This window comes from Actinosynnema sp. NPDC053489, from assembly GCF_044544865.1.
In the GTDB taxonomy this organism is placed as follows: Bacteria; Actinomycetota; Actinomycetes; order Mycobacteriales; family Pseudonocardiaceae; genus Actinosynnema.
In genome coordinates, this window is sequence record NZ_JBITXT010000005.1 from 14,668 (window position 1) to 33,810 (window position 19,143).

21 protein-coding genes are annotated in these 19,143 nt (G+C 75.4%); 10 read left to right on the plus strand and 11 right to left on the minus strand.

What is annotated here, in order from left to right; translation table 11 throughout:
• Nucleotides 1-77: 77 nt before the first annotated feature.
• Nucleotides 78-1,508 carry an aldehyde dehydrogenase family protein gene (locus tag ACIGNX_RS12420; protein ID WP_396539242.1) on the minus strand — a complete coding sequence of 477 codons (1,431 nt, stop codon included), beginning with the start codon at nt 1,506-1,508 and terminating at the stop codon, nt 78-80.
• Nucleotides 1,505-2,764 (minus strand): 4-aminobutyrate--2-oxoglutarate transaminase, encoded by a 1,260-nt coding sequence (gene gabT, locus ACIGNX_RS12425; RefSeq protein ID WP_396539244.1) that lies wholly within the window; start codon nt 2,762-2,764, stop codon nt 1,505-1,507. The genes ACIGNX_RS12420 and gabT overlap by 4 nt, the downstream gene beginning before the upstream one ends.
• 66 nt (nt 2,765-2,830) lie before the next feature.
• Between gabT and ACIGNX_RS12430 the strand changes: the two genes are divergently transcribed.
• From ACIGNX_RS12430 to ACIGNX_RS12445, 4 genes are all read left to right on the plus strand, one after another.
• Nucleotides 2,831-4,114, plus strand: a complete 1,284-nt coding sequence (locus ACIGNX_RS12430; protein WP_396539246.1) for a PucR family transcriptional regulator — start codon at nt 2,831-2,833, stop codon at nt 4,112-4,114.
• Between the two features lie 77 nt (nt 4,115-4,191).
• Nucleotides 4,192-4,632 (plus strand): hypothetical protein, encoded by a 441-nt coding sequence (locus ACIGNX_RS12435; RefSeq protein ID WP_396539248.1) that lies wholly within the window; start codon nt 4,192-4,194, stop codon nt 4,630-4,632.
• Between the two features lie 94 nt (nt 4,633-4,726).
• On the plus strand, nt 4,727-5,215 hold the full coding sequence (locus tag ACIGNX_RS12440) for a hypothetical protein (protein ID WP_396539250.1): 489 nt from the start codon (nt 4,727-4,729) through the stop codon (nt 5,213-5,215).
• A 261-nt stretch (nt 5,216-5,476) separates the two neighbouring features.
• Nucleotides 5,477-6,805 carry a protein kinase gene (locus tag ACIGNX_RS12445; RefSeq protein WP_396539252.1) on the plus strand — a complete coding sequence of 443 codons (1,329 nt, stop codon included), beginning with the start codon at nt 5,477-5,479 and terminating at the stop codon, nt 6,803-6,805.
• A 9-nt stretch (nt 6,806-6,814) separates the two neighbouring features.
• On the opposite strand, the gene ACIGNX_RS12450 is transcribed toward ACIGNX_RS12445, so the two are convergent.
• The 5 genes from ACIGNX_RS12450 to ACIGNX_RS12470 are packed head-to-tail and all read right to left on the minus strand — an operon-like array spanning nt 6,815 to nt 10,182.
• On the minus strand, nt 6,815-7,771 hold the full coding sequence (locus ACIGNX_RS12450; RefSeq protein ID WP_396539254.1) for an LLM class F420-dependent oxidoreductase: 957 nt from the start codon (nt 7,769-7,771) through the stop codon (nt 6,815-6,817).
• An 8-nt stretch (nt 7,772-7,779) separates the two neighbouring features.
• On the minus strand, nt 7,780-8,427 hold the full coding sequence (locus tag ACIGNX_RS12455) for an HAD family hydrolase (protein ID WP_396539256.1): 648 nt from the start codon (nt 8,425-8,427) through the stop codon (nt 7,780-7,782).
• Nucleotides 8,428-8,479: 52 nt separating this feature from the next.
• Nucleotides 8,480-9,217, minus strand: coding sequence for an alpha/beta fold hydrolase (locus ACIGNX_RS12460; protein WP_396539257.1), 738 nt, complete (start codon nt 9,215-9,217; stop codon nt 8,480-8,482).
• A 58-nt stretch (nt 9,218-9,275) separates the two neighbouring features.
• A complete protein-coding gene (locus ACIGNX_RS12465; protein WP_396539259.1) occupies nt 9,276-9,800 on the minus strand; it encodes a GNAT family N-acetyltransferase in 525 nt (174 codons plus the stop codon).
• A 10-nt stretch (nt 9,801-9,810) separates the two neighbouring features.
• Nucleotides 9,811-10,182: a hypothetical protein gene (locus ACIGNX_RS12470; RefSeq protein WP_396539261.1), complete on the minus strand. Its 372-nt coding sequence runs from the start codon at nt 10,180-10,182 to the stop codon at nt 9,811-9,813.
• A 51-nt stretch (nt 10,183-10,233) separates the two neighbouring features.
• Here ACIGNX_RS12470 and ACIGNX_RS12475 point away from each other — a divergent pair, with 51 nt between their 5' ends.
• Nucleotides 10,234-10,389: a hypothetical protein gene (locus ACIGNX_RS12475; RefSeq protein ID WP_396539263.1), complete on the plus strand. Its 156-nt coding sequence runs from the start codon at nt 10,234-10,236 to the stop codon at nt 10,387-10,389.
• Nucleotides 10,390-10,554: 165 nt separating this feature from the next.
• On the opposite strand, the gene ACIGNX_RS12480 is transcribed toward ACIGNX_RS12475, so the two are convergent.
• On the minus strand, nt 10,555-11,352 hold the full coding sequence (locus ACIGNX_RS12480) for an SDR family NAD(P)-dependent oxidoreductase (protein ID WP_396539265.1): 798 nt from the start codon (nt 11,350-11,352) through the stop codon (nt 10,555-10,557).
• Between the two features lie 99 nt (nt 11,353-11,451).
• Between ACIGNX_RS12480 and ACIGNX_RS12485 the strand changes: the two genes are divergently transcribed.
• The 5 genes from ACIGNX_RS12485 (at nt 11,452) to ACIGNX_RS12505 (ending at nt 16,153) form a co-directional block, all read left to right on the plus strand.
• Nucleotides 11,452-12,408 (plus strand): Ppx/GppA phosphatase family protein, encoded by a 957-nt coding sequence (locus ACIGNX_RS12485; RefSeq protein ID WP_396539267.1) that lies wholly within the window; start codon nt 11,452-11,454, stop codon nt 12,406-12,408.
• Nucleotides 12,409-12,418: 10 nt separating this feature from the next.
• Nucleotides 12,419-13,093, plus strand: coding sequence for an STAS domain-containing protein (locus tag ACIGNX_RS12490; protein WP_396539269.1), 675 nt, complete (start codon nt 12,419-12,421; stop codon nt 13,091-13,093).
• A 216-nt stretch (nt 13,094-13,309) separates the two neighbouring features.
• Nucleotides 13,310-13,750 (plus strand): DUF4383 domain-containing protein, encoded by a 441-nt coding sequence (locus ACIGNX_RS12495; RefSeq protein WP_396539271.1) that lies wholly within the window; start codon nt 13,310-13,312, stop codon nt 13,748-13,750.
• Nucleotides 13,734-14,375: a hypothetical protein gene (locus ACIGNX_RS12500; RefSeq protein ID WP_396539273.1), complete on the plus strand. Its 642-nt coding sequence runs from the start codon at nt 13,734-13,736 to the stop codon at nt 14,373-14,375. Before ACIGNX_RS12495 ends, ACIGNX_RS12500 begins: the two co-directional genes overlap by 17 nt.
• A 176-nt stretch (nt 14,376-14,551) precedes the next feature.
• Nucleotides 14,552-16,153 carry a S8 family serine peptidase gene (locus tag ACIGNX_RS12505; RefSeq protein ID WP_396539275.1) on the plus strand — a complete coding sequence of 534 codons (1,602 nt, stop codon included), beginning with the start codon at nt 14,552-14,554 and terminating at the stop codon, nt 16,151-16,153.
• Nucleotides 16,154-16,380: 227 nt separating this feature from the next.
• Here the strand turns inward: ACIGNX_RS12505 and ACIGNX_RS12510 are convergent, their stop codons facing one another.
• The 3 genes from ACIGNX_RS12510 to ACIGNX_RS12520 form a co-directional block, all read right to left on the minus strand.
• Nucleotides 16,381-16,734, minus strand: a complete 354-nt coding sequence (locus tag ACIGNX_RS12510) for a DUF2203 domain-containing protein (protein WP_396539277.1) — start codon at nt 16,732-16,734, stop codon at nt 16,381-16,383.
• A gap of 94 nt (nt 16,735-16,828) precedes the next feature.
• Nucleotides 16,829-17,986, minus strand: coding sequence for a glycoside hydrolase family 6 protein (locus ACIGNX_RS12515; protein WP_396539279.1), 1,158 nt, complete (start codon nt 17,984-17,986; stop codon nt 16,829-16,831).
• A gap of 120 nt (nt 17,987-18,106) precedes the next feature.
• Nucleotides 18,107-19,084: an ornithine cyclodeaminase family protein gene (locus ACIGNX_RS12520; RefSeq protein ID WP_396539281.1), complete on the minus strand. Its 978-nt coding sequence runs from the start codon at nt 19,082-19,084 to the stop codon at nt 18,107-18,109.
• Nucleotides 19,085-19,143: the final 59 nt, after the last annotated feature.

Consider the following 19,143-nt stretch of genomic DNA (forward strand, 5'->3'; position numbering starts at 1 on the left):
CGGGCGGGCACCGGGGAGGCCGGTGCGGCGGTGAATCCGAAGTGGACACCCGCGCGCGCCGACCGCCGCGGCCCGCCTCACAGCTCCAGGCCGGTCAGCACGAGGACCCGCTGCTCGGTCAGGTCCTCCATGGCCGCGCGCACCCCCTCGCGCCCCGTCCCCGACTCCTTCACCCCGCCGTACGGCATCTGGTCGGCGCGGAAGCTCGGCACGTCGCCCACGACCACGCCGCCCACGGCCAGCCGCTTGGCGGCGCGGAACGCCAGCCGCACGTCGTGCGTGAACAGCCCCGCCTGCAACCCGAACCGCGAGGCGTTCACCCGGTCGAACGCCTCGTCCACCGACGGCACCCGGTCCAGCACCACGACCGGGCCGAACACCTCCTCGTCCACCACCTTGCAGCCCGGCGGCACGTCGGCCAGCACCGTGGGCTCGTAGGTCGCGCCCGAGCGCCGACCGCCGGTCAGCACCCGCGCGCCCGCCGCCGCGGCCTCGTCCACCCACGCCTCCACCCGGCGGGCGGCGGCCTCGTTGATCAGCGGGCCGACGTCGGTGGCCGGGTCGGTCGGGTCGCCCGTGCCGAGCTCGCGCACGTGCGACACCACGGCGTCGGCCAACGCCGGGTACACGTCGTCGTGCGCGTACACGCGCTGCACGGAGATGCACGACTGGCCGCCCTGGTACATCGCGAACGTGGCGATCCGCTGCGCCGCCCAGTCGAGGTCCTCCCAGTCCGGGCACACGACGGCCGCCGCGTTGCCGCCCAGTTCCAGCACGACGTGCTTGCGCGGCACCCGGTCCAGGATCGAGTGGCCCACCGGGCCGGACCCGGTGAACGACACCACCGGCAGCCGCGGGTCCTCGGCGAGGGCGCCGGCGACGTCGTTGGGCACCGGCAGCACCGACCACGACCCGGCGGGCAGGTCGGTCTCCGCGAGCAGCCCGCCCAGCAGCAGGGCGACCAGCGGCGTGGTCGGCGCGGGCTTGACCACGATCGGCGCGCCCACCGCCAGCGCGGGCGCGACCTTGTGCGCCACCAGGTTCAGCGGGAAGTTGAACGGCGCGATGCCCAGCACGGGCCCGCGCGGTGCCCGCCGCACCAGCGCCAGCCTCCCGTTCGCCGCCGGGTCGGTGTCCAGCCGCTGCAACTCGCCGGAGAAGCGGCGCGCCTCCTCGGCGGCCCAGCGGAACGTCGACACCGCGCGGGTCACCTCGACCCGCGACCACTTCACCGGCTTGCCCGACTCGGCGGTGATCAGCGCCGCCACCTCGTCGGCGCGCTCGGCGAGCCGGCGGGACACGTGGTCCAGCGCCGCGGCCCTGGCGTGGGCGGGCAGGTCGGCGAACTCCCCGGCGACGGCGTGCGCGGCGGCCACCGCGCGTTCCACGTCCCCGGCGCTCGCGTGCGAGGTCACGCCGGCCACCGCGCCGTCGTGCGGGGTGCGGACCTCGACCGGGTCGTCGCTCGTCGCGGGCCGGCCCGCGACCCAGTACGGCGTCGTCGTCACTGAATGGCTCCTTCAAGCACGTCCAGGCCCTCGGCCAGCAGCTCGCCGGGGATGACGAGCGGTGGCAGCAGGCGGATCACGTTCCCACGGGTGCCGCAGGTCAGCACGACCACCCCGGCCGCGTGGCAGGTGGCCGCGACGCGTGCCGCGTCCTCGGCGGTGGCCAGTTCCACGGCCAGCATCGCGCCCCGGCCGCGCACCTCCACGACCGCGTCGGAGGCCAGGGCGCGCAGGCGGGGCAGCACGGTGGCCCCGATGCGGCGGGCGGCGGCGTTCAGGTCGAGGTCGCGCAGGGTGTCGATCGCGGCGACGGCGGCGGCGCAGGCGACCGGGTTGCCGCCGTACGTGCCGCCGAGCCCGCCGACGTGCACGGCGTCCATGACGTCGGCCCGCCCGGTGACCGCGCCCAGCGGCAGGCCGCCCGCGATGCCTTTCGCGGTGGCGACCAGGTCCGGCACGACGTCCTCGTGCTCGCACGCGAACCAGTCGCCCGTGCGGCAGAAGCCGGTCTGCACCTCGTCGGCGACCAGCAGCACCCCGTGCGACCGGCACCAGTCGGCCAGCGCGGGCAGGAACCCCGGCGCGGGCACGACGAACCCGCCTTCGCCCTGGATCGGCTCGACCACCACGCACGCCACCTCGTCGGGCCGGTCGACGGCGGCGACGGCGCGCCGGGCCGCCTCCGCGCCGGACAGGCCGTCGTGCAGCGGGTAGGAGCCGGGAACGCGCCGGACCCCGGGCGTGAACGGGCCGAAGCCGTGCTTGTAGGGCATGTCCTTGGCGGTCATCGCCATGGTGAGGTTCGTGCGGCCGTGGTAGGCGTGGTCCAGCACGACGACACCCGGCCGCCCGGTGGCGTGGCGGGCGATCTTCACCGCGTTCTCCACCGCCTCCGCGCCGGAGTTCAGCAGCACCGAGCGCTTCTCGTGCCCGCCGGGCGTCAGCTCGGCCAACTGCTCGCAGACCTCCAGGTAGCCCTCGTAGGGCGTGACCATGAAGCAGGTGTGGCTGAACCGGTCGATCTGCTCGTGCACGGCCGCCGCCACCCGGGGCGCGGGGTTGCCGACGCCGGTCACCGCGATGCCGGAGCCCAGGTCGATCAACCGGTTGCCGTCGACGTCGACGAGCAGCCCCGGCTCGGCGTGGTCGACGAACGCGGGCAGCACCGTGCCGACGCCGGCGGCGACCGCGCCTTCGCGCCGCTGCGCCAGCTCGCGGGAGCGGGGGCCGGGTACCTCGGTGCGCAGTCGGGCCATGGCTCCAGCATCGACCCGCCGGCCGCCGGCCAACAGTGTCCACTGTGGCGAAGGGACCGTCTGTGGTTGTACACACTGTCCATGGCGTTGACGGTCGGCGCGCTCGCGCGGGAGGTCGGGCTCGTGGTGCGCGTGGCCGCGGGGCTGGACCGGGTGGTGGCCTGGGTGCACAGCACCGAGCTGGCCGACCCGACGCCGTTCCTGGAGGGTGGCGAACTGCTGCTCACCACCGGGATCGCGCTCGGGCCGCCGGGTGAGTACGTGCGGCGGCTGGTCGCGGCCGGGGCGGTGGGCCTCGGGTTCGGCACCGGGTTGAGCCACGAGCACGTGCCCGGTGACCTGGTCCGGGCCGCGCGGGAGGCGGGTCTGGCGTTGCTGGAGGTGCCGCGGGCGACGCCGTTCATCGCGATCACCAAGGCGGTGTCGCGGGCCGTCGCGGCCGACGAGTACGCCGCGCTGCGGCGGGCCGGCGCGGCGCAGCGGGCGTTGACCCGGGCCGCGGTGGCCGACGGGCCGCCGGGCGTGGTGCGGCGGCTGGCCCGGCTCCTCGACGGCGCGGCGGCGGTGCTCGACCCGGGCGGCGCGCCGGTGCACGCGGTGGGCGTGCTGCCGGACCTGGCCGGGACCGTGCGGCGGCTCGCGGCGGCGGGCGGGCCAGCGGGCGCGTCCTGGCAGGCGGGGGAGCGGCACGTCGCCGTGCAGGTGCTGGGGCGGCGCGGGTACCTGGCCGTGGCGGCGGGCCGGCCGCTGGACGCGGGGGTGGTCAACGCCGCCGCGTCGCTGCTCACCGTGGCCCTGGCCCGGTCCGACGAGGTGGAGGCGGTGCGGCGGGAGCTGCGCGCGGCCCGGTTCCGGCTGGCGCTGGCGGGTGTGCCGGTGGCGGGGCTGCCCGAGGCGCCGTTCCGGGTGTTCGTGCTGCGGGAGCCTGCCGAGCCGAACGGGTTCTGGGCGGAGGTCGACGGGCGGGTGGTCGTGCTGGCGCACGCCGTGGACGTGCCGGCCGCCGCCTCGGGTCCGGTGGGCGCGACCGAGGTGGCGCGCGGCTACCGGGAGGCGCTGCGGGCGCTGGAGGCGGGGGTGGCCACGTTCGAGGAGGTCGCCGGGTCCGGCCTGCTGGCGGCGGACGCGGCCGGGTTCGCCGCCACCCTGCTCGCGCCGCTGGACGACGTGCTGCGCGAGACGCTGCGGGTGTGGCTGGCGTGCCACGGCCAGGCCGAGCCCGCCGCCGCGCGGTTGGGCGTGCACCGGCACACCGTGCGCAACCGGGTCCAGCGGGTCGAGCGGCTGCTGGGCCGTTCGCTGGAACCCGCGGGTGTGCGCGCCGAACTCTGGCTGGCGCTGCACGCCTGACCGTACGCTGGGCGTGGCCGCCGACCACTCCTTCGCCCGAGGGGGACCTCTTGGCGCGCTCCCGATTACCAGCCCACGTGGCCGGCGTCTGCACGGCCACCGCGCTCCTGCTCGCTTCCCTGTTCACCGGTCCGGCCAGCGCCTGCACCTGCGGCCCCGCCAACGAGGCGTGGCGGTACCAGCAGGCCACCTACGTCTTCTCCGGCGTCGTCCTGCACGAGAAGGTCGAGGAGACCGCGTACCGGTACACGGTCGCCGTCGACACCGAGTACAAGGGCGACGTGCCGCGCCGGGTGCACGTGCTGACCCAGCGCAACAACTCCTGCGGTCTCACGCTGGAGGTCGGCCAGGCGTACCTGGTGTTCGCCAAGGGCGACGCGGCCGACCGCCGGGTGGAGACCGACCAGTGCAGCGGCATCCGGCTCGCCTCCGGCGGCCCGCCGACCACCACGAGCCCCGCGGTCACCACCACGACGACCGCGCCGCCCACGACGCCCTGCGCCGCTGCCACGCCGTGACACCGGACGGACCCGGGTCGCCCCCGCCAGGGCGACCCCGCGTCCGTTCGGCCGCACACCGCCACCCAAGACCACGACCACAGAGGGGGTTCCCTTGGCGCGTTCCCGCTTCCTCGCGCACGCGGCCGGTGTCCTCACCATCACCGCCGCCCTGCTCACCGCCGTCGTCGCCACTCCCGCCAGCGCGTGCAGCTGCCAGCCCGGCACGGAGGGCGACCGCTACCAGCGGGCGGCCTTCGTGTTCGCCGGGACCGTGCTGCGCGAGACGCTCGACGCCGGCGACCCGGCGCAGGGCTACGACGACGTCTACCGCTACACCGTCATCGTCCGGAAGGAGTACAAGGGCGACGTGCCGCGCCGGGTGGAGGTGGTGACCTCCACCATCGGCAGCATGTGCGGCATCAGGCTCACCACGGGCGTCGAGTACCTCGTGTTCGCCCACGGCGACTCGTCCGACGGCAAGGTCGAGTCCACCCTGTGCAGCGGCACCCGGCCCGCGTCGTCGGGCCCGCCGGTCACGACGGGGACCTCCGGCACCACCACCGCCCCGCCGACGGCGACCTGCGCGACCGCCGCGCCCTGACCGCGACCCGGGCGCCGGGGGTCACCCGCGGGGGTGGTCTTCGGCGCCCGGCCGGTCGGCTGCCCGCCGCCGCCCGGCCGGGGACTCCTGCGCCGCCGGGGCCGGTGTTCGCTTCGGAGGACCGAAGAAGATCGATGTTTGTGGCGGGGTGTTGCGGGTACGCGCCCCCACGACGGCCGACCGGGTGGCTCCACCCGCCGCGCGACCGGTAGCTTCCGGCGTCCGGGCCGACGTCGTCGACGCAGCGGAGGTTCATCCGGGATGTGGGACGGTGACCTGACCGACGAGGTGGTCGACGACCGGTACGTGCTCGGCAGCCTGTTCGGGTCGGGCGGCATGGCCGAGGTGTACCGGGCGGTGGACACCCGCCTCGACCGGACCGTGGCGATCAAGTTCTTCCTGGGCGAGGCGTCCGGCGAGGACCGCATCCGGCTCGACCGCGAGGCCGAGGTGCTCGGTTCGCTCAGGTGCCCCGGCCTGGTCGAGGTGTACGGCACCGGCAGCTTCCGGGGCCGCCCGTACTTCGTGATGCAGCCGGTCGAGGGCGGCACGCTGCGCCGCCGGATGCGCGGCGCGATGCCGCCCGAGGCGGTGGCCGCGATCGGGGCGCAGGTGGCGGGCGTGCTGGCCCACGTGCACGCCAACGGCGTGGTGCACCGGGACGTGAAGCCGTCCAACATCCTGCTCGACCCGACCGGGCGGCGCGCGTACCTGACCGACTTCGGGCTGGCGCTCCAGGCGCAGGTGACCCGGGTGACCAGGTCCGGCGTGCTCGTCGGCACGGCGGGCTACCTCGCGCCCGAGCAGGTGCGCGGCGGTGACGTGGAGCCGGCCGCCGACGTCTACGCGCTCGGCCTGGTGCTGCTGGAGTGCCTCACCGGGCGGCCGGAGTACCCCGGCGGCGACACGGAGGCGGCCCTGGCGCGGCTGCACCGCTCCCCGCGCGTCCCGGCGGATCTGCCCGACCCGTGGGCCGGCGTGCTGACCGCGATGACCGCCTCCGACCCGGCCAAGCGGCCGTCGGCGGCCGAGTGCGAGCGGCTGCTGGGGCAGGCGCGGCGGGCGAGCGCGGGCCTTCCGCCGCTGGTCGAGGTGGCGGTGGTGGACCGGGCCGAGGTCGTCGAGGCCGAGCCGGGGCCGAAGTCGGACCGGCGGCCGCTGCTGGTGGGCGCGGGCGCCGCCGCCGCGGTGCTGGCCGTCCTCGGCGTCCTGGTGCTGGGCGACCCGACCGCCCCGGAGACCGGTGAGCACGTGGGTGGGCCCACGGCGACGACCACCGCCGAGCCGGTCGCCGAGCGGGCCACGGGCGTGGAGCAGCCCGTGCCGGGCAGCCCGTCCACGGTGACCGTGGTGGAGGGCGCGCCGCCGCAGACGGTCGTGGACGACGTGGGCACCGACGGCACCGACCGGGGCACGCCGGAGCCGACCTCGCCGAATCCCGAGGTGGTGGTCCCGACGACCACCACCAGGGTCCAGCCGCAGAACCCGATCGAGGTGCCGACGAACGCGCCGGTCGTGATCAAGCCAGACAACGGCCGGCCCACGATGACCGGGCCGCCGTCCCGGCAGCGCGAGGCAGGCCGGGGCTGAACCCGCCCGTCAGCGCAGGGCGGGCAGCAGCTCGCCCTTGGCGAAGTCGAGGAACTCCCGCTGGTGGTCGCCGCCGATCTGCACCAGCGCCAGGTCGGTGAAGCCCGCCTCGCGGAACTTGCCCACCGCCTCCACCACGGGGCCGACGTCCGGGCCGCACGGGATCTGCGCGGCCACGTCCTCGGGCCGCACGAACTGCGTCGCGCCGGCGAACCCGGCCGTGCCGGGCAGCTCGGAGTTGACCTTCCACCCGCCCGCGAACCAGCGGAACTGCTCGTGCGCCCGCTGGACCGCCGCGTCCCGGTCCGGGTCCCAGCAGATCGGCAGCTGGCCGATCTTGCGCGACCGGCCGCCCTGGAAGACGTCCCACTCCTGGCTCAGCGACGGGTCCGGCTCGGTCGCCACCATCGCGTCGGCCAGCGGCGCGAACGTGCGCACCGACTGCGTGCCCGACACCGCGACGGCGATCGGCACGCGCTGCTCGGGCAGGTCCCACAGCTTCGCCGAGTCGACCCGGAAGTGCTGGCCGGAGTAGTTCACGTACCCGCCGTCGAACAGCTGGGAGATGATCTCCACGGCCTCGCGCAGCAGCTCGTGCCGCACGTTGACCGGCGGCCAGCCGCGGCCGACCACGTGCTCGTTGAGGTTCTCGCCCGCGCCGATGCCCAGGGTGAACCGGTTGCCCGACAGCAGCTGCACGGTCGCGGCCTTCTGGGCGACGACCGCGGGGTGGTAGCGCACGGTCGGGCAGGTCACGTACGTCATCAGCTCGACCCGCTCGGTGGCCTGGGTGACCGCGCCGAGCACGCTCCAGGCGTAGGGCGCGTGCCCCTGCTCGTCCAGCCACGGCGAGTAGTGGTCGCTCATGACCTCGAAGTCGAACCCCGCCTGCTCGGCCAGGCCCGCGTGCTCGACCAGCTCGCGTGGCCCCGCCTGCTCGGTCATGAGGGTGTACCCGATCCGCACGATTCCTCCTACGCCATCGGCAGGTCGGTGAGGTCCGCCCGCAACTGGTCGAGTTCCTCGTAGACTGCCGACGCGCCGGCCTCCCGCAACTCGGCCTCGCCGAAACCACCCGTGCGAAGGCACACGACGGGCAGCCCGGCGCGCTTCGCGGCACCGCAGTCCCACACCGAGTCGCCGACGACCACGGCGCGCCCGCTGTGGTCGACCCGCCGCAGCGCCACCTCGATCAGGTCCGGCGCGGGCTTGCTGTCCTCCACGTCGTCCGACGAGGTCGAGGTGATGCCGGAGGCGTCGATGAGCTTGACGTAGTGGTCGACGTGGTGGCGCTTGCCCGAGCTGGCCAGCACGACCGTGAGGTCCTGCTCCAGCGCGGCGGCGATCAGGCGGTGCGCGCCCTCCAGCGGCCTGACCTCGGCCAGCATGGGCGCGAACTCCTCCTCCCACGCCTCGCGCAGCTCGTCGCCGTGCGCGCGTTCCACGTGCTCGCCCGCGACCGCGGCCACGAGCTTGTCACCGCCCATCCCGATGGCGCGGTGCAGCCGCCAGGTCGGGATGGTGAGGTCGAAGCGGCGGAAGGCGCGGAACCAGGCGACGGCGTGGTGGTAGTTGGTGTCCACCAGCGTGCCGTCGACGTCGAGGACGAGCGTGTTGGTCATGCGGCCTGGTTAACCGGACCCGGCGACCGGCAAACCGGGACGGCGGCCCTGCTCAGCGGGCGGGGACGGTGTCCAGGAACTCCTCGATGAGCCGCGCCCACTCGGCGGGCGCCTCCACGGCGGGCGAGTGGCCGCTGTCCAGCTCCGCCCACCGCGCGCCCGGGATCAGGTCGGCCAGCTCCCGCGTCGTCCCCGGTGCGATCAGCCGGTCGTGCTTCGCGCCGATGACCAGCGTCGGCACGGACAGCGCCGGCAGCTCCTCGCGCAGGTCGATCCGCTGCACCAGGTCGACGTGCTCGGGCGTGCCCGGCGGGACGGTGATCGCGATCAGCTCCAGGAAGCCCTCGGTCTGCTCGGCGGTCAACCGCCGCCGGAACGGCTCGCCCAGCGCGATGGACAGCAGGAAGCGGGCCAGCTCGGCGCGGTCGCCGTCCACGAGCCGGCGCCACTGCCGCATCCGCTCCCGGGTCTCGTCGTCGATGCGGGCGAACCCGGCGGTCAGCACCAGCGCCGTCACCCGCTCCGGGTGGCGCCGGGCCGCCCGCACCGCGACCGCGCAGCCCATCGAGTAGCCGACGACCGCGAACCGGTCCTCGCCCTCCGCCGCGGCCACCAGCAGGTCGGCGAGGTCGTCCAGCTCCAGCGGCCCGGTCGCGCGCGGGGTGGTCCCGGAGCCGGGGAAGTCCACCGCGTGCACCTTGCGCTTGCGCGACAGCCGCGGGATCAGCGGGCTGAAGTTCGCGCGGACCGTGCCACCGGCCCCGTGGGCGAGCAGAAGTGCGGGAGTCACGTGCCCGATTCTGCCGGTCCGCGGGGGTGCGGCGAAGCCGTTCGCGGGTTGAGGTGGATCACTGGGACGTGTCGACCGGCCACCTCGGGTGGTCGGGTCGGGGCAGCGGCCTGCGCAGGCAGACGCGGGTCGCCGGGTCCAGGCCGCGGGCGGCTTCGGCCGCGACCACGGCCGCCAGGCCCGGCGACGGGTCCACCACCTCGTGGAACCCGAGCCGCCGGTAGTAGGGCCCGTTCCACGGGATGTCCCGGAAGGTCGTCAGGGTCAACGCGGTGAGCCCGCGGGCCGCGGCCCAGCGGCCGACGTGGTCCAGCAGCGCCGCACCGATGCCGCGGCGGGCGTGGTCGGGGTGGACGCAGACCTGCTCCACGTGCGCCGCGCCGTCGACCGGCTCGACCGCGATCCACGCCACCGGGCGCGGGTCGGCGGCCACCCACACGTGCAGGCGGGCGAGGGTGCTCAACGGCATCGGCTCGTCGTCGGCGATCTCCGGCATGCCGTGGTCGCGGAAGGGCTCGCCGGAGGCCCGCTCGATCGGGGGCAGCAGCGGCAGTTCGTCGGGTCGGGCGGGGCGCAGGTCCACCCGCGCATGGTCAGCCGGCGGTGAGGTTCTGCTCAACCTCGTTCGCGAGGGCCTCCAGCAGGCGGGCCGGCAACTGCTCGTCCGGGCAGCCGTCCACGGCGAGTTCGGCGACGCTGCCCGCGACCCCGGCCAGGGACACCCGCAGCTCGCCCCGGCAGCCGGCACCGGCCAGCGGTTCCCAGGTCAGGAGCAGCCGGTCGTAGTCGGCGGCCAGGCTGACCTGGCGCGGCCCGTCGTGGGCGCGCAGGATCAGCACGTCGTCCGAGCGGCCGACCACCTCGTAGGGCCCGGGCAGCCACGAAGCCAGCCGCACGGGGTCGGCGGCGGCGTTGAAGACCAGGTCGGGCAGGGCGGGCACGTCTCGTCTCGCGTGGATGGTCACGGCCTCACGGTTACCCCGTTCGAGGAGCCGCACACGGGGTAACCAGCGCCCATGACCGCAGCAGACGGACCGGTGGACGAGCCGGTCGACCCGGACGAGGTGGCCGAAGAGGCGCCGATCGACCCGACCCCGCAGGAAGTCGACGAGTACCGCGCGCTGATCGGCGACGAGACGCCGGAGCCCGACGAGGGCGACCCGGTGCGGTAGAGCCGGTGCCGTAGACCCCGGTGCCGTAGACCCGGTGCCGTAGACCCGGTGCCGTAGACCCGGTGCCGTAGACCCGGTGCCGTAGACCCGGTGCCGTAGACCCGGTGCTCGTGGCTCTTGGGCTGCCAGGCGGTTCCGCCCGCCTGGCAGCCCCGTCGCGCGGGCCTAGTCGCCCGAGCCCGGTTCGGTCATCGTGCGCATCGCGCGGGCCTTCGCCGGGTCCGGCAGGACACGGCCGGCGACCGCCTGCGCCTTGGTGCGCAGCGACGCGGCGAACACGTGGTCCTCGCCGTCCATCAGGGCCTTGAAGCCCGCCCGCGCCACGTCGGCCGGGTCGTCCTTCGGACCGGTCGCGATCTTGGTGTCCGTCATCCCGGCGCGGCGGAAGAAGTCGGTGTCCGTCGGGCCCGGCATCAGCGCGGTGACGGTCACCCCGCTGTCGCGCAGCTCCTCCCGCAACGCCTGCGAGAACGACGCCAGGAACGCCTTCGACGCCGCGTACACGGAGTGGAACGGCCCGGGCGCGGTCGCGGCCACCGACGAGGTGAACAGCACCCGGCCGGCGCCGCGGTCCACCATCGCGGGCAGCAGCCGCTTCGCCAGGTGCACCGCCGAGGAGATGTTGAGGTCCACCACGCGCAGGTGCGAGCGCAGGTCGCTGTCGTCGACGAAGTCGCCGCCGATGCCGATGCCCGCGTTGACCGCCAGGGCGTCCACCGGCCGCCCGGTGCCCTCGACCACCGCCACCAGGTCCTCGTTGCCCTCGAACGTGGCCAGGTCCGCCCGCACCGGGTCGACCCGCGCCCCTCCCGCCGCCAACTCGCGCGCGACCTCGTGCACCGCGTCGTTCTCCGCCGCCACCACGAGGTCGAACCCGTTCTCGACGAACACCCTCGCCAGTTCGAGCCCGATCCCGCTGGACGCGCCGGTCACCACCGCCAGTGGCCTCTGCGAAGCAGTCATGGCCGTGAACTACCCGGAGCCGGATCACCCAATCCGGTTTCACCCGATGCGTTCCCGGGCACCCCTCCCGGTACCTCAACTCGCGAATGGTGGTGACGTATGTCCGCGCGGCCCGGTCAGGTGGGTGTGCTCGACGTCGGCAGCTTCAGCGCCCACCTCGTCGTCGTGTCGGGCTCACCGCTGCACCAGGTCGTCTCGCACAAGACCCGGCTGCGGCTCGACCGGGCCCTCGGCCGGGACAACCGACTGCGCCCGGAGGGCGTGGAACAGATCGTGACCGCCGTTCGCACCGCCCGCCGGGTCGCCGAGCGCGCCGGCGTCCCGCACGTCGTGCCGTTCGCGACGTCCGTGATCCGCGACGCGCGCAACGCCGACCAGGTCATCGCCGAGGTCGCCCGCCGCACCGGCACGCTGCTGCGCGTGCTGCCGGGGCAGGAGGAGGCGCGGTTGGCCTACCAGGCCGCGCGGCAGTGGTTCGGCTGGCACGTCGGTCCGCTGCTCGTGCTCGACGTCGGCGGCGGCACGGTGGAGCTCGCCGCCAGCCAGGACGCGGAGCCGTCCCTGGCCCGGTCGCTGCCCCTGGGCGCGCGGTCGCTGACCCGACGGCTGGGGTTGCGGCACGGCGGGCACCTCGACCCCCGCGACCTGGCCCGCGAGCAGGTGGCCGTGCACGACATGGTGCTGGCCGCGCTGGACGGGACGTCCGTCGCCGGGCACCAGGCGGTGGGGTGCTCGAAGGTGTTCCAGCAGTTGGCGCGGCTGGCCGGGGCGCGCCCGCAGCACGACGGGCCGTTCGTGCCGCGCACGTTGCGGCGGTCGGACCTGCGGGGCTGGATACCGAAGCTGGCCCGGATGCCCGCGCCCAAGCGGGCCCGGCTGCCCGGCATCTCGCGGCACCGGGCCGAGCAGTCGTTGGCGGGCGCGCTGGTGGCGGAGGCGCTGATGGTGGCCACCGGGCACGAAGAGGTGCGGATCTGCCCGTGGTCGACCAGGGAGGGGTTGCTGCTCTCCCTGCTGGGCACGGGTGATGACGACGAGTCCTACCGGGTGGCGTGAAGGGGTCGGGATGCTGGCGCTGTCGGTCGAGGCCCACCGGACGGGGTGCGCGGTGGTCGTGGCGACCGGGGAGTTGGACCTGGCGGGAGCGCGCCGGGTGCTGGACCGGATGGACCGCCTGGTGAGCGAGGGGCGTGACCGGATCGTGCTCGACATGTCCGGGGTCGCGTTCTGCGGTGCCCAGGCGATGAGCGCGCTGGTGCGCACCAGGGCGCGGGCGCAGCGGGCGGGCGGGTGGCTGAGGCTGGCCGCCGTCCCGCCGCACGTGCGGCGCGTGTTCGAGCGCACGGACCTCGACCGGCTGTTCCCGCGCTACCCGGACGTGACCTCGGCGGCGACCGGGCGTGCCGTGGCGAGCGGGGAGCAGGCCGGGGCGCGAGCCGCGGCGGGTGGCGCGGTGGCACCGGGACCGGTGGCGTCGGGGCGTGCCGCGGTGGGGCGCGGGCGGGTGGTGTCGCGCGGTGGTGGGTCGCGCGGTGGTGGTCGGGCGGTCGGCGGTGACGACGGGCGCGCGGCGGGTGCCGAGCGGTTCCCGCGGAGCGCCGACGGGCCCGCGGTCGACGGCGCCGGGCCGGTGACCGGTGGGCGGGTGGCGCGGAGCGGTGACGGGTCGGCGGGCGGCGGGCGGTCCGGTGGCCGCGGGGTGGCCCGGTCGGAGGACGAGGGGCCGGTCGGGTCCCGGTGATCGCGGGTCCCCGTGGGAGCGGGTGCCGGTGATCGCGGGTGCCGGGGGAGTGGGTCCTGGTGGGAGCGGGTGCCGGTGAGAGTGGGGTGCAGGTGGCAGCGGGTGCCGGGGGAGTGGGGTGCCGGTGAGAGCGGGTGACCGTGGATCACGGCCGTTTCGGGCGGTGGTCGCGGGGTAGTCGTGCGGCAGCCCCCGGTAACGACGAGGTGATCCGCGATGACTGCCGACGCACGGCTGCCGCACCCCCTGCGCGGGGCGGCCATGGCCGTCGCGGTCGCGTTCCTCCTGGTCGGCGTGCTCGGCTTCGTGCCCGGCCTCACCACCCACCTCGACGAGATCACCTTCGCCGGTCCCGGGTCCGGGGCGCACCTGCTCGGCGTGTTCCACGTGTCCGTCCTGCACAACCTGGTCCACCTGCTGTTCGGCGCGGTGGGGCTGGCGATGGCCCGCGGCGCCTCCTCCGCCCGCGCCTACCTCGTCGGCGGCGGCGCGGTGTACCTCGTGCTCTGGCTGTACGGGCTGGTCGTGGACAAGGCGAGCAGCGCCAACTTCGTCCCCCTCAACGACGCCGACGACTGGCTGCACCTGGGGCTCGGCCTCGGCATGGTGGCGCTGGGCCTCGCGCTGAAGGGCAACCCCAATGCGCGCAGCGCCTGACCTCCTTGAGAACGCCTTCCGCGCGCTGGCCGACGCGCGCGACGCCAAGGCGTTCCACCCGCGCGGCCGGTGGTTCGAGGGCACGCTGACCACGACGTTCGACCCCGCGCTGCCGCTGCCGGTGGGCGAGGTGGAGGTGTGCGGCCGGCTGTCCAAGGGCGTCGGCACGCCGGGCGGGCTGCCCGACGTGCTCGGGTTGGCGTTCCGGCTGCCGGGTCCGTGGGACGTGCTGCTGTCCACCTGCGCCGCCGTGGTGCTGCCCCGGCCCGCCCGCACGTGGACCAGCGCCCGGTACGGCAGCGTCACCCCGTTCCGCCACGGCGGCCGGCTGGTCTGGCTGGCCGCCGTCCCCGACCGGTCGAGCCGCGTCCGGTCGGCGGCGTTGGCCGACCTGCCCGCCGAACTGGGCTTCACGCTGGAGGTCGGCCCGTCGTGGCGGCCCGTCGGCAGGCTCGTCGCCCGCCCGCTGGACGTCGACCGGGACCTGCCGGCGCTGGACCCGGTGCGGAACCGGCCGCCGGACGTCGACCTGGCGCCGGCGTTCCTCGCCCGTGCCCGGGAGAGGGCCTACCGGGGCAGCCGACGCGGCCGATCGCCCGATCCGGTGACTGCTCCGGACGCATGAGCGGGCGCTACGCCGGGTAGTCGGACGATGTGGCGGTCGTGTCGACACCCGGGGGCTCGACCTCGCGCGGGGCCCGCCCGGGTCGTCGCCCACCCGCCGGCACCGGAGGGTGGTTCCACCTGGCCGCCTGTCCGCACCTCACCCTGCTGGGCGGCCAGTGGAACGGAGAGCGACCGATGCGACACCACCACTCGACCCCCCGACGGGTCGTCACCGCCTGCCTCGCGACGGCGTCCCTGCTGGTGGCGTCCCTGCCGGCGGCGGGCATCGCCCGGGGCCACGCCGCGCGGCAGGCCGAGGGGGACGTCCTCGGCGTCGGCCTGCCCGGTGCGGTGGAGGGCAGCTACATCGTCGCCCTGCGGGAGGACTCGGTCAGCCTGGAGCAGACCCCGGCCGTCGCCGAGTCGCTGGTCCACGAGTACGGCGGCGAGGTCAGGCTGACCTACACCGTCGCCCTGCGCGGGTTCTCGGCCGCCATGAGCGAGGCGCAGGCCCGCCGGGTGGCCGCCGACCCGACGGTCGCCTACGTCGAGCAGGACGGCCTGGCGCAGGCCACCGACACGCAGGAGAACCCGACCTGGGGCCTGGACCGGGTGGACCAGAAGGCGTTGCCGCTGGACAAGAAGTACACCTACCACAGCACCGGCGCGGGCGTGACCGCCTACGTCGTCGACACCGGCATCCACAAGGCGCACCCCGACTTCGGCGGCCGGGCCGCCGACGGGCACGACTTCATCGACAACGACGACGTGGCGCAGGACTGCCACGGCCACGGCACGCACGTGGCCGGCACCATCGGCTCGACCACCTACGGGCTGGCGAAGGCCGTGAAGCTGGTCGGCGTGCGGGTGCTCAACTGCCAGGGCTCCGGCCAGTGGTCCCAGATCGTCGGCGGGCTGGACTGGGTCGCCCGGCACGCGGCCAAGCCGGCCGTGGCCAACATGAGCCTGGGCGGCTCGGTCAACACGTCGGTGGACGAGGCCGTCAGGAAGCTGGTCGCCACCGGTGTGACGGTCGCCGTGGCCTCGGGCAACGACAACCGCGACGCCTGCGGCACCTCGCCCGCGCGCACCCCGGAGGCGATCACGGTCAACGCGACCGACGTCAACGACGACAAGGCGACGTTCTCCAACTTCGGCCGCTGCACCGACCTCTTCGCCCCCGGCGCGAACATCACCTCCACCTGGAACGACAACGGCGAGCGCACGATCAGCGGCACGTCGATGGCCGCGCCGCACGTGGCCGGCGCGGCGGCGCTGTTCCTGGGCGCCAGGCCCGCGAACGCCGCCGCCACCCCGGCGGACGTGGCCAAGGCCCTGGTCGACAACGCCACCCCCGACGTGGTCGAGAACCCGGGCGCCGGGTCGCCGAACAAGCTGCTCTACACCGGGTTCATCGGCGCGCGGGACCCGAACCGGCCGGCCTGCGCGGGCGGCTCGAACACCAAGGACGTCGACATCCCCGACGCGGGCGAGGCCGTGACCTCCGACGTGGTGGTCGCCGACTGCGCGGGCCAGGGCGTCGCGGACACCGCGGTGAAGGTGGACATCGTGCACCCGTACACCGCCGACCTGGCCGTGGACCTGGTCGGGCCGAGCGGCGCGGTGTTCCCGCTGCGCAAGGCGGGCGGCACGACCTCGGCGGACGGCGTGCACGAGACCTTCAAGGTCGACACGTCCAAGGAGGCGAAGAACGGCACCTGGAAGCTGCGGGTCCAGGACGTCTACACCTACGACACCGGTCGCATCGACGCCTGGTCGATCTCGTTCCCGTCCTGACCCGCCGCCGGTTGGCGGGTTGTTCCCCGGCGACCGGGCCGACGCGGCCGGCGCGAGCGCGAGTGGTCACCCGTGCGCGTCGGAGGTGGTCCGCCACCGCACGACGCCGACCGCCCGGGCTGCGGTGATGGCGGTCGGCAGCGCGGTCCCGCCGGCGGTCTCGCGCCCCGCGGGCCTGCCGATCGTGGTGACCGGCCTGGTCGAGGGGGCGGGCCGGTGGCGTCCGGTCAGGGGAGGGGGCGTCGCCCGGCGAAGCCGATGTCCGCCCGGTGGTACCAGTGCAGGCCGTCGTCGCCCTCCAGCCAGCACAGCAGCACGGGTACGCCGTCCAGCTCGGCGGGGAAGTCGACCAGCAGGGGCGCGAAGCCCTTCAGCTCGGCGCCCGTCTCCTGCACCCGGGTCATGAGGTCGTCCAGCCGGGCCTGCGCCGCCTTCAGCTCGGGCAGGCCGCCGAGGCCCGTCGGCGTGCCGCCGTCGAGGGAGGCGGCCAGCTCGGCGGCGTCGGCCCGGACCGCGACGATCTCGGTGAGCACCGGCAGCAACCCGGCCAGCTCCTCCCGCGCCTCCGGCACGCTGAACACGCCCCACCCCGATCCGCCTCGGCCGCCGTACCGGGACAGGCTACCGGCAGCCGGCGGCGACCCGGGGGTCGCCGCCGGCTGCCCCGACGCCGCGTCAGCGCAGCGGCGGGGAGGCCAGCTCCGCCAGTTCCAGCGCCTGCTCCGGCCACCAGCGGCCGGCGGCCGGGCCGCCCTGGCACTCACCGTCGGACTCGCCGGGCCGCTTGACCCACAGGAACGCGTCGACCAGCGGGATGCCGGTGTCGGCGGTGGGCCGCTCGCCCAGGCCGCGGCCGGGCGGGTTGCACCAGTCGGTCTCGCCCTCGCCCGGCGTGTAGTGGCCGCGCCCGTTGCGGCTGGTGTCCAGCACGAAGTGCGTCATCTTCGCCTTGTTCACCGGCATCGCGTCCAGCTCCTCGTCGGAGGGGCAGGTGGTCGCGCCGCGCTCGGTGCGCAGGTAGACGCACTTGGACACGCGCGTGCCGTAGCGGACCAGGTCCTCGGTGAAGCGGTAGTTCGAGGTGTTGAGCGCGAACCCGTCGGCCCGCTCGACGCCGCCCTTGATCAGGCGGTTGACGATGCCGAGCTGCTGCCGGGGCTCGCCGTAGCCCGCGTCGTAGTCGTTGAGCGCCTGCCACGCCGAGTGCCCGGCGTCGAGGTAGACGCGGGTGTGCCTGCCGCGCTTGAGCGCGTCGACGGCGTGGTTGATCTCGCGGAACCGCTGCGGCACCAGCTCCTCGTCCGGTCCGATCGCGCACCACGGCTCGCTGGTCAGCAGCGCCAGGCCGTCCGGCTCGACGACCACCACGGCCTTGTCGTCACCGATGCCCTCGGCGAAGGCGTCGATCCACTCCCGGTACTCCTGCTCGGTGCGCGCGCCGCCCGCCGACCACTGCGAGCAGTCGCGGTAGGGGACGAAGTACGCCACCAGCACCGGCACCTGGTGCTTGGCCCGCGCGGCGCGCACGACCTCGCGCACGTTCCGCCGCACCTCGTCCGCGCCCGCCGTGGTGAACCAGATGGCGGTCGGCTGCGCGGCCACCGCCTCCATCAGCTCGGCGTCCGCCACCCGGCCCTCGGCCCGCCACTCCCGCGCCTGCCGGGCGGCGTTGCCGTCCGGTTCGACGTAGAACGACGTCCCCTTGGGCAGGTGGGGAGGTCCCGATGCCGTCACGGTCGCCTCCGCCCCGGCGCCACCCGCGCCGATCAACGCGCACACCGCGGTCGCCGCCAGCGTCAGCCCGACGCGCCGCCGTCCCAGTCCGTTGCTCACTCGACTGCTCCTCACGGAACGCTGCCTGGGAGCGCTCCCAACCGGGCGCAAGCATGCGTCGTCATGAGCTGGATCACAACCCCCGACCGCGCGTGCGGTCACCGATTCGAAACCTGCCCGTTACCCGACCGGGGGTGGCGTGAAGCCGGCGGCGCGCAACAGCGCCACCGCGAGGTGCAGGTCCTGCAACGCGATGCCCGAGCTGTCGAACACCGTCACCTCGTCGGGCGACGTGCGGCCCGGCGCACGACCCGCCAGCACGTCGCCCAACGCGGTCGGCCGGGCCTGGGGCAGGTGCTGGAACTCGCCGATCACCGCGGACTGCTCCGGCCAGTCGCAGAACAGGCGGCCGGCCGCCAGCAGCGCCACCGGCAGCTCCTGCTTGCCCCTGGCGTCGGAACCCATGCTCGCCACGTGCGTGCCCGGGCGCACCCACCCCGCCTCGAACAACGGCGCGCGCGCCGTGGTCGCGGTGACGATGACGTCCGCCGACCGGCACGCCTCCTCCGCCCCGCGGGCCACCGCCGGCAGCCCCTCGGCCGCCAGGTCCGCCGCGAACCGCGCGCCCCGCGCGGGGTCCCGCGCCACCACGTGCACCGCCGACAGCTCGCGCACCCGGGCCAGCGCCAGGCACTCGTGCCACGCCTGCGGTCCCGTGCCGAACACGGCCAGCGAGCGCGCGTCGGGCCGGGCCAGCACGTCGGCGGCGACCGCGTCGGCCGCGGCGGTGCGGAAGGCGTTGGCGTACCCGGCCTCGACCACCGCCGCGACCCGGCCGACGGCCTGGTCGAACAGCAGCACCACCGAGTTGTGCCGCGGCAGCCCGCGCTCGGTGTTGCCCGGCCAGTAGCTGCCGATCTTCACCCCGGCCGCGGCCGGCGCGGCGGCCGACTTGACCGTGAACCGGTTGGCCGTCGACGACCCGTGCCCCACCACGGCGGGGAACAGCACGCCGCCCTCCGCCGCCTCCAGCAGCGCCGCCCGGGCGGCCTCGTAGGCCAGTTCCCGGGTCACCAGCGCGCGGGTCTCCTCCTCGGACAGGAAGATCACCAGCCGTTCACCCGCTTCCAGGTCGTGCCCGCGCCACCCGCGAACCACCGGTCATCGTTCCCCATCGGCGGGGCGGGCGCGGCACGCGGTCGGGTCGGCGCGGCGGG

What these genes read in the sequence shown, in the direction of transcription:
- ACIGNX_RS12480 (WP_396539265.1), bottom strand. Translation starts at nt 11,352, where the DNA reads ATGACTGCTTCGCAGAGGCCACTGGCGGTGGTGACCGGCGCGTCCAGC.
- ACIGNX_RS12490 (WP_396539269.1), top strand. Translation starts at nt 12,419, where the DNA reads ATGCTGGCGCTGTCGGTCGAGGCCCACCGGACGGGGTGCGCGGTGGTC.
- ACIGNX_RS12485 (WP_396539267.1), top strand. Translation starts at nt 11,452, where the DNA reads ATGTCCGCGCGGCCCGGTCAGGTGGGTGTGCTCGACGTCGGCAGCTTC.
- ACIGNX_RS12500 (WP_396539273.1), top strand. Translation starts at nt 13,734, where the DNA reads ATGCGCGCAGCGCCTGACCTCCTTGAGAACGCCTTCCGCGCGCTGGCC.
- ACIGNX_RS12475 (WP_396539263.1), top strand. Translation starts at nt 10,234, where the DNA reads ATGACCGCAGCAGACGGACCGGTGGACGAGCCGGTCGACCCGGACGAG.
- ACIGNX_RS12495 (WP_396539271.1), top strand. Translation starts at nt 13,310, where the DNA reads ATGACTGCCGACGCACGGCTGCCGCACCCCCTGCGCGGGGCGGCCATG.
- gabT (WP_396539244.1), bottom strand. Translation starts at nt 2,764, where the DNA reads ATGGCCCGACTGCGCACCGAGGTACCCGGCCCCCGCTCCCGCGAGCTG.
- ACIGNX_RS12455 (WP_396539256.1), bottom strand. Translation starts at nt 8,427, where the DNA reads ATGACCAACACGCTCGTCCTCGACGTCGACGGCACGCTGGTGGACACC.
- ACIGNX_RS12445 (WP_396539252.1), top strand. Translation starts at nt 5,477, where the DNA reads ATGTGGGACGGTGACCTGACCGACGAGGTGGTCGACGACCGGTACGTG.
- ACIGNX_RS12505 (WP_396539275.1), top strand. Translation starts at nt 14,552, where the DNA reads ATGCGACACCACCACTCGACCCCCCGACGGGTCGTCACCGCCTGCCTC.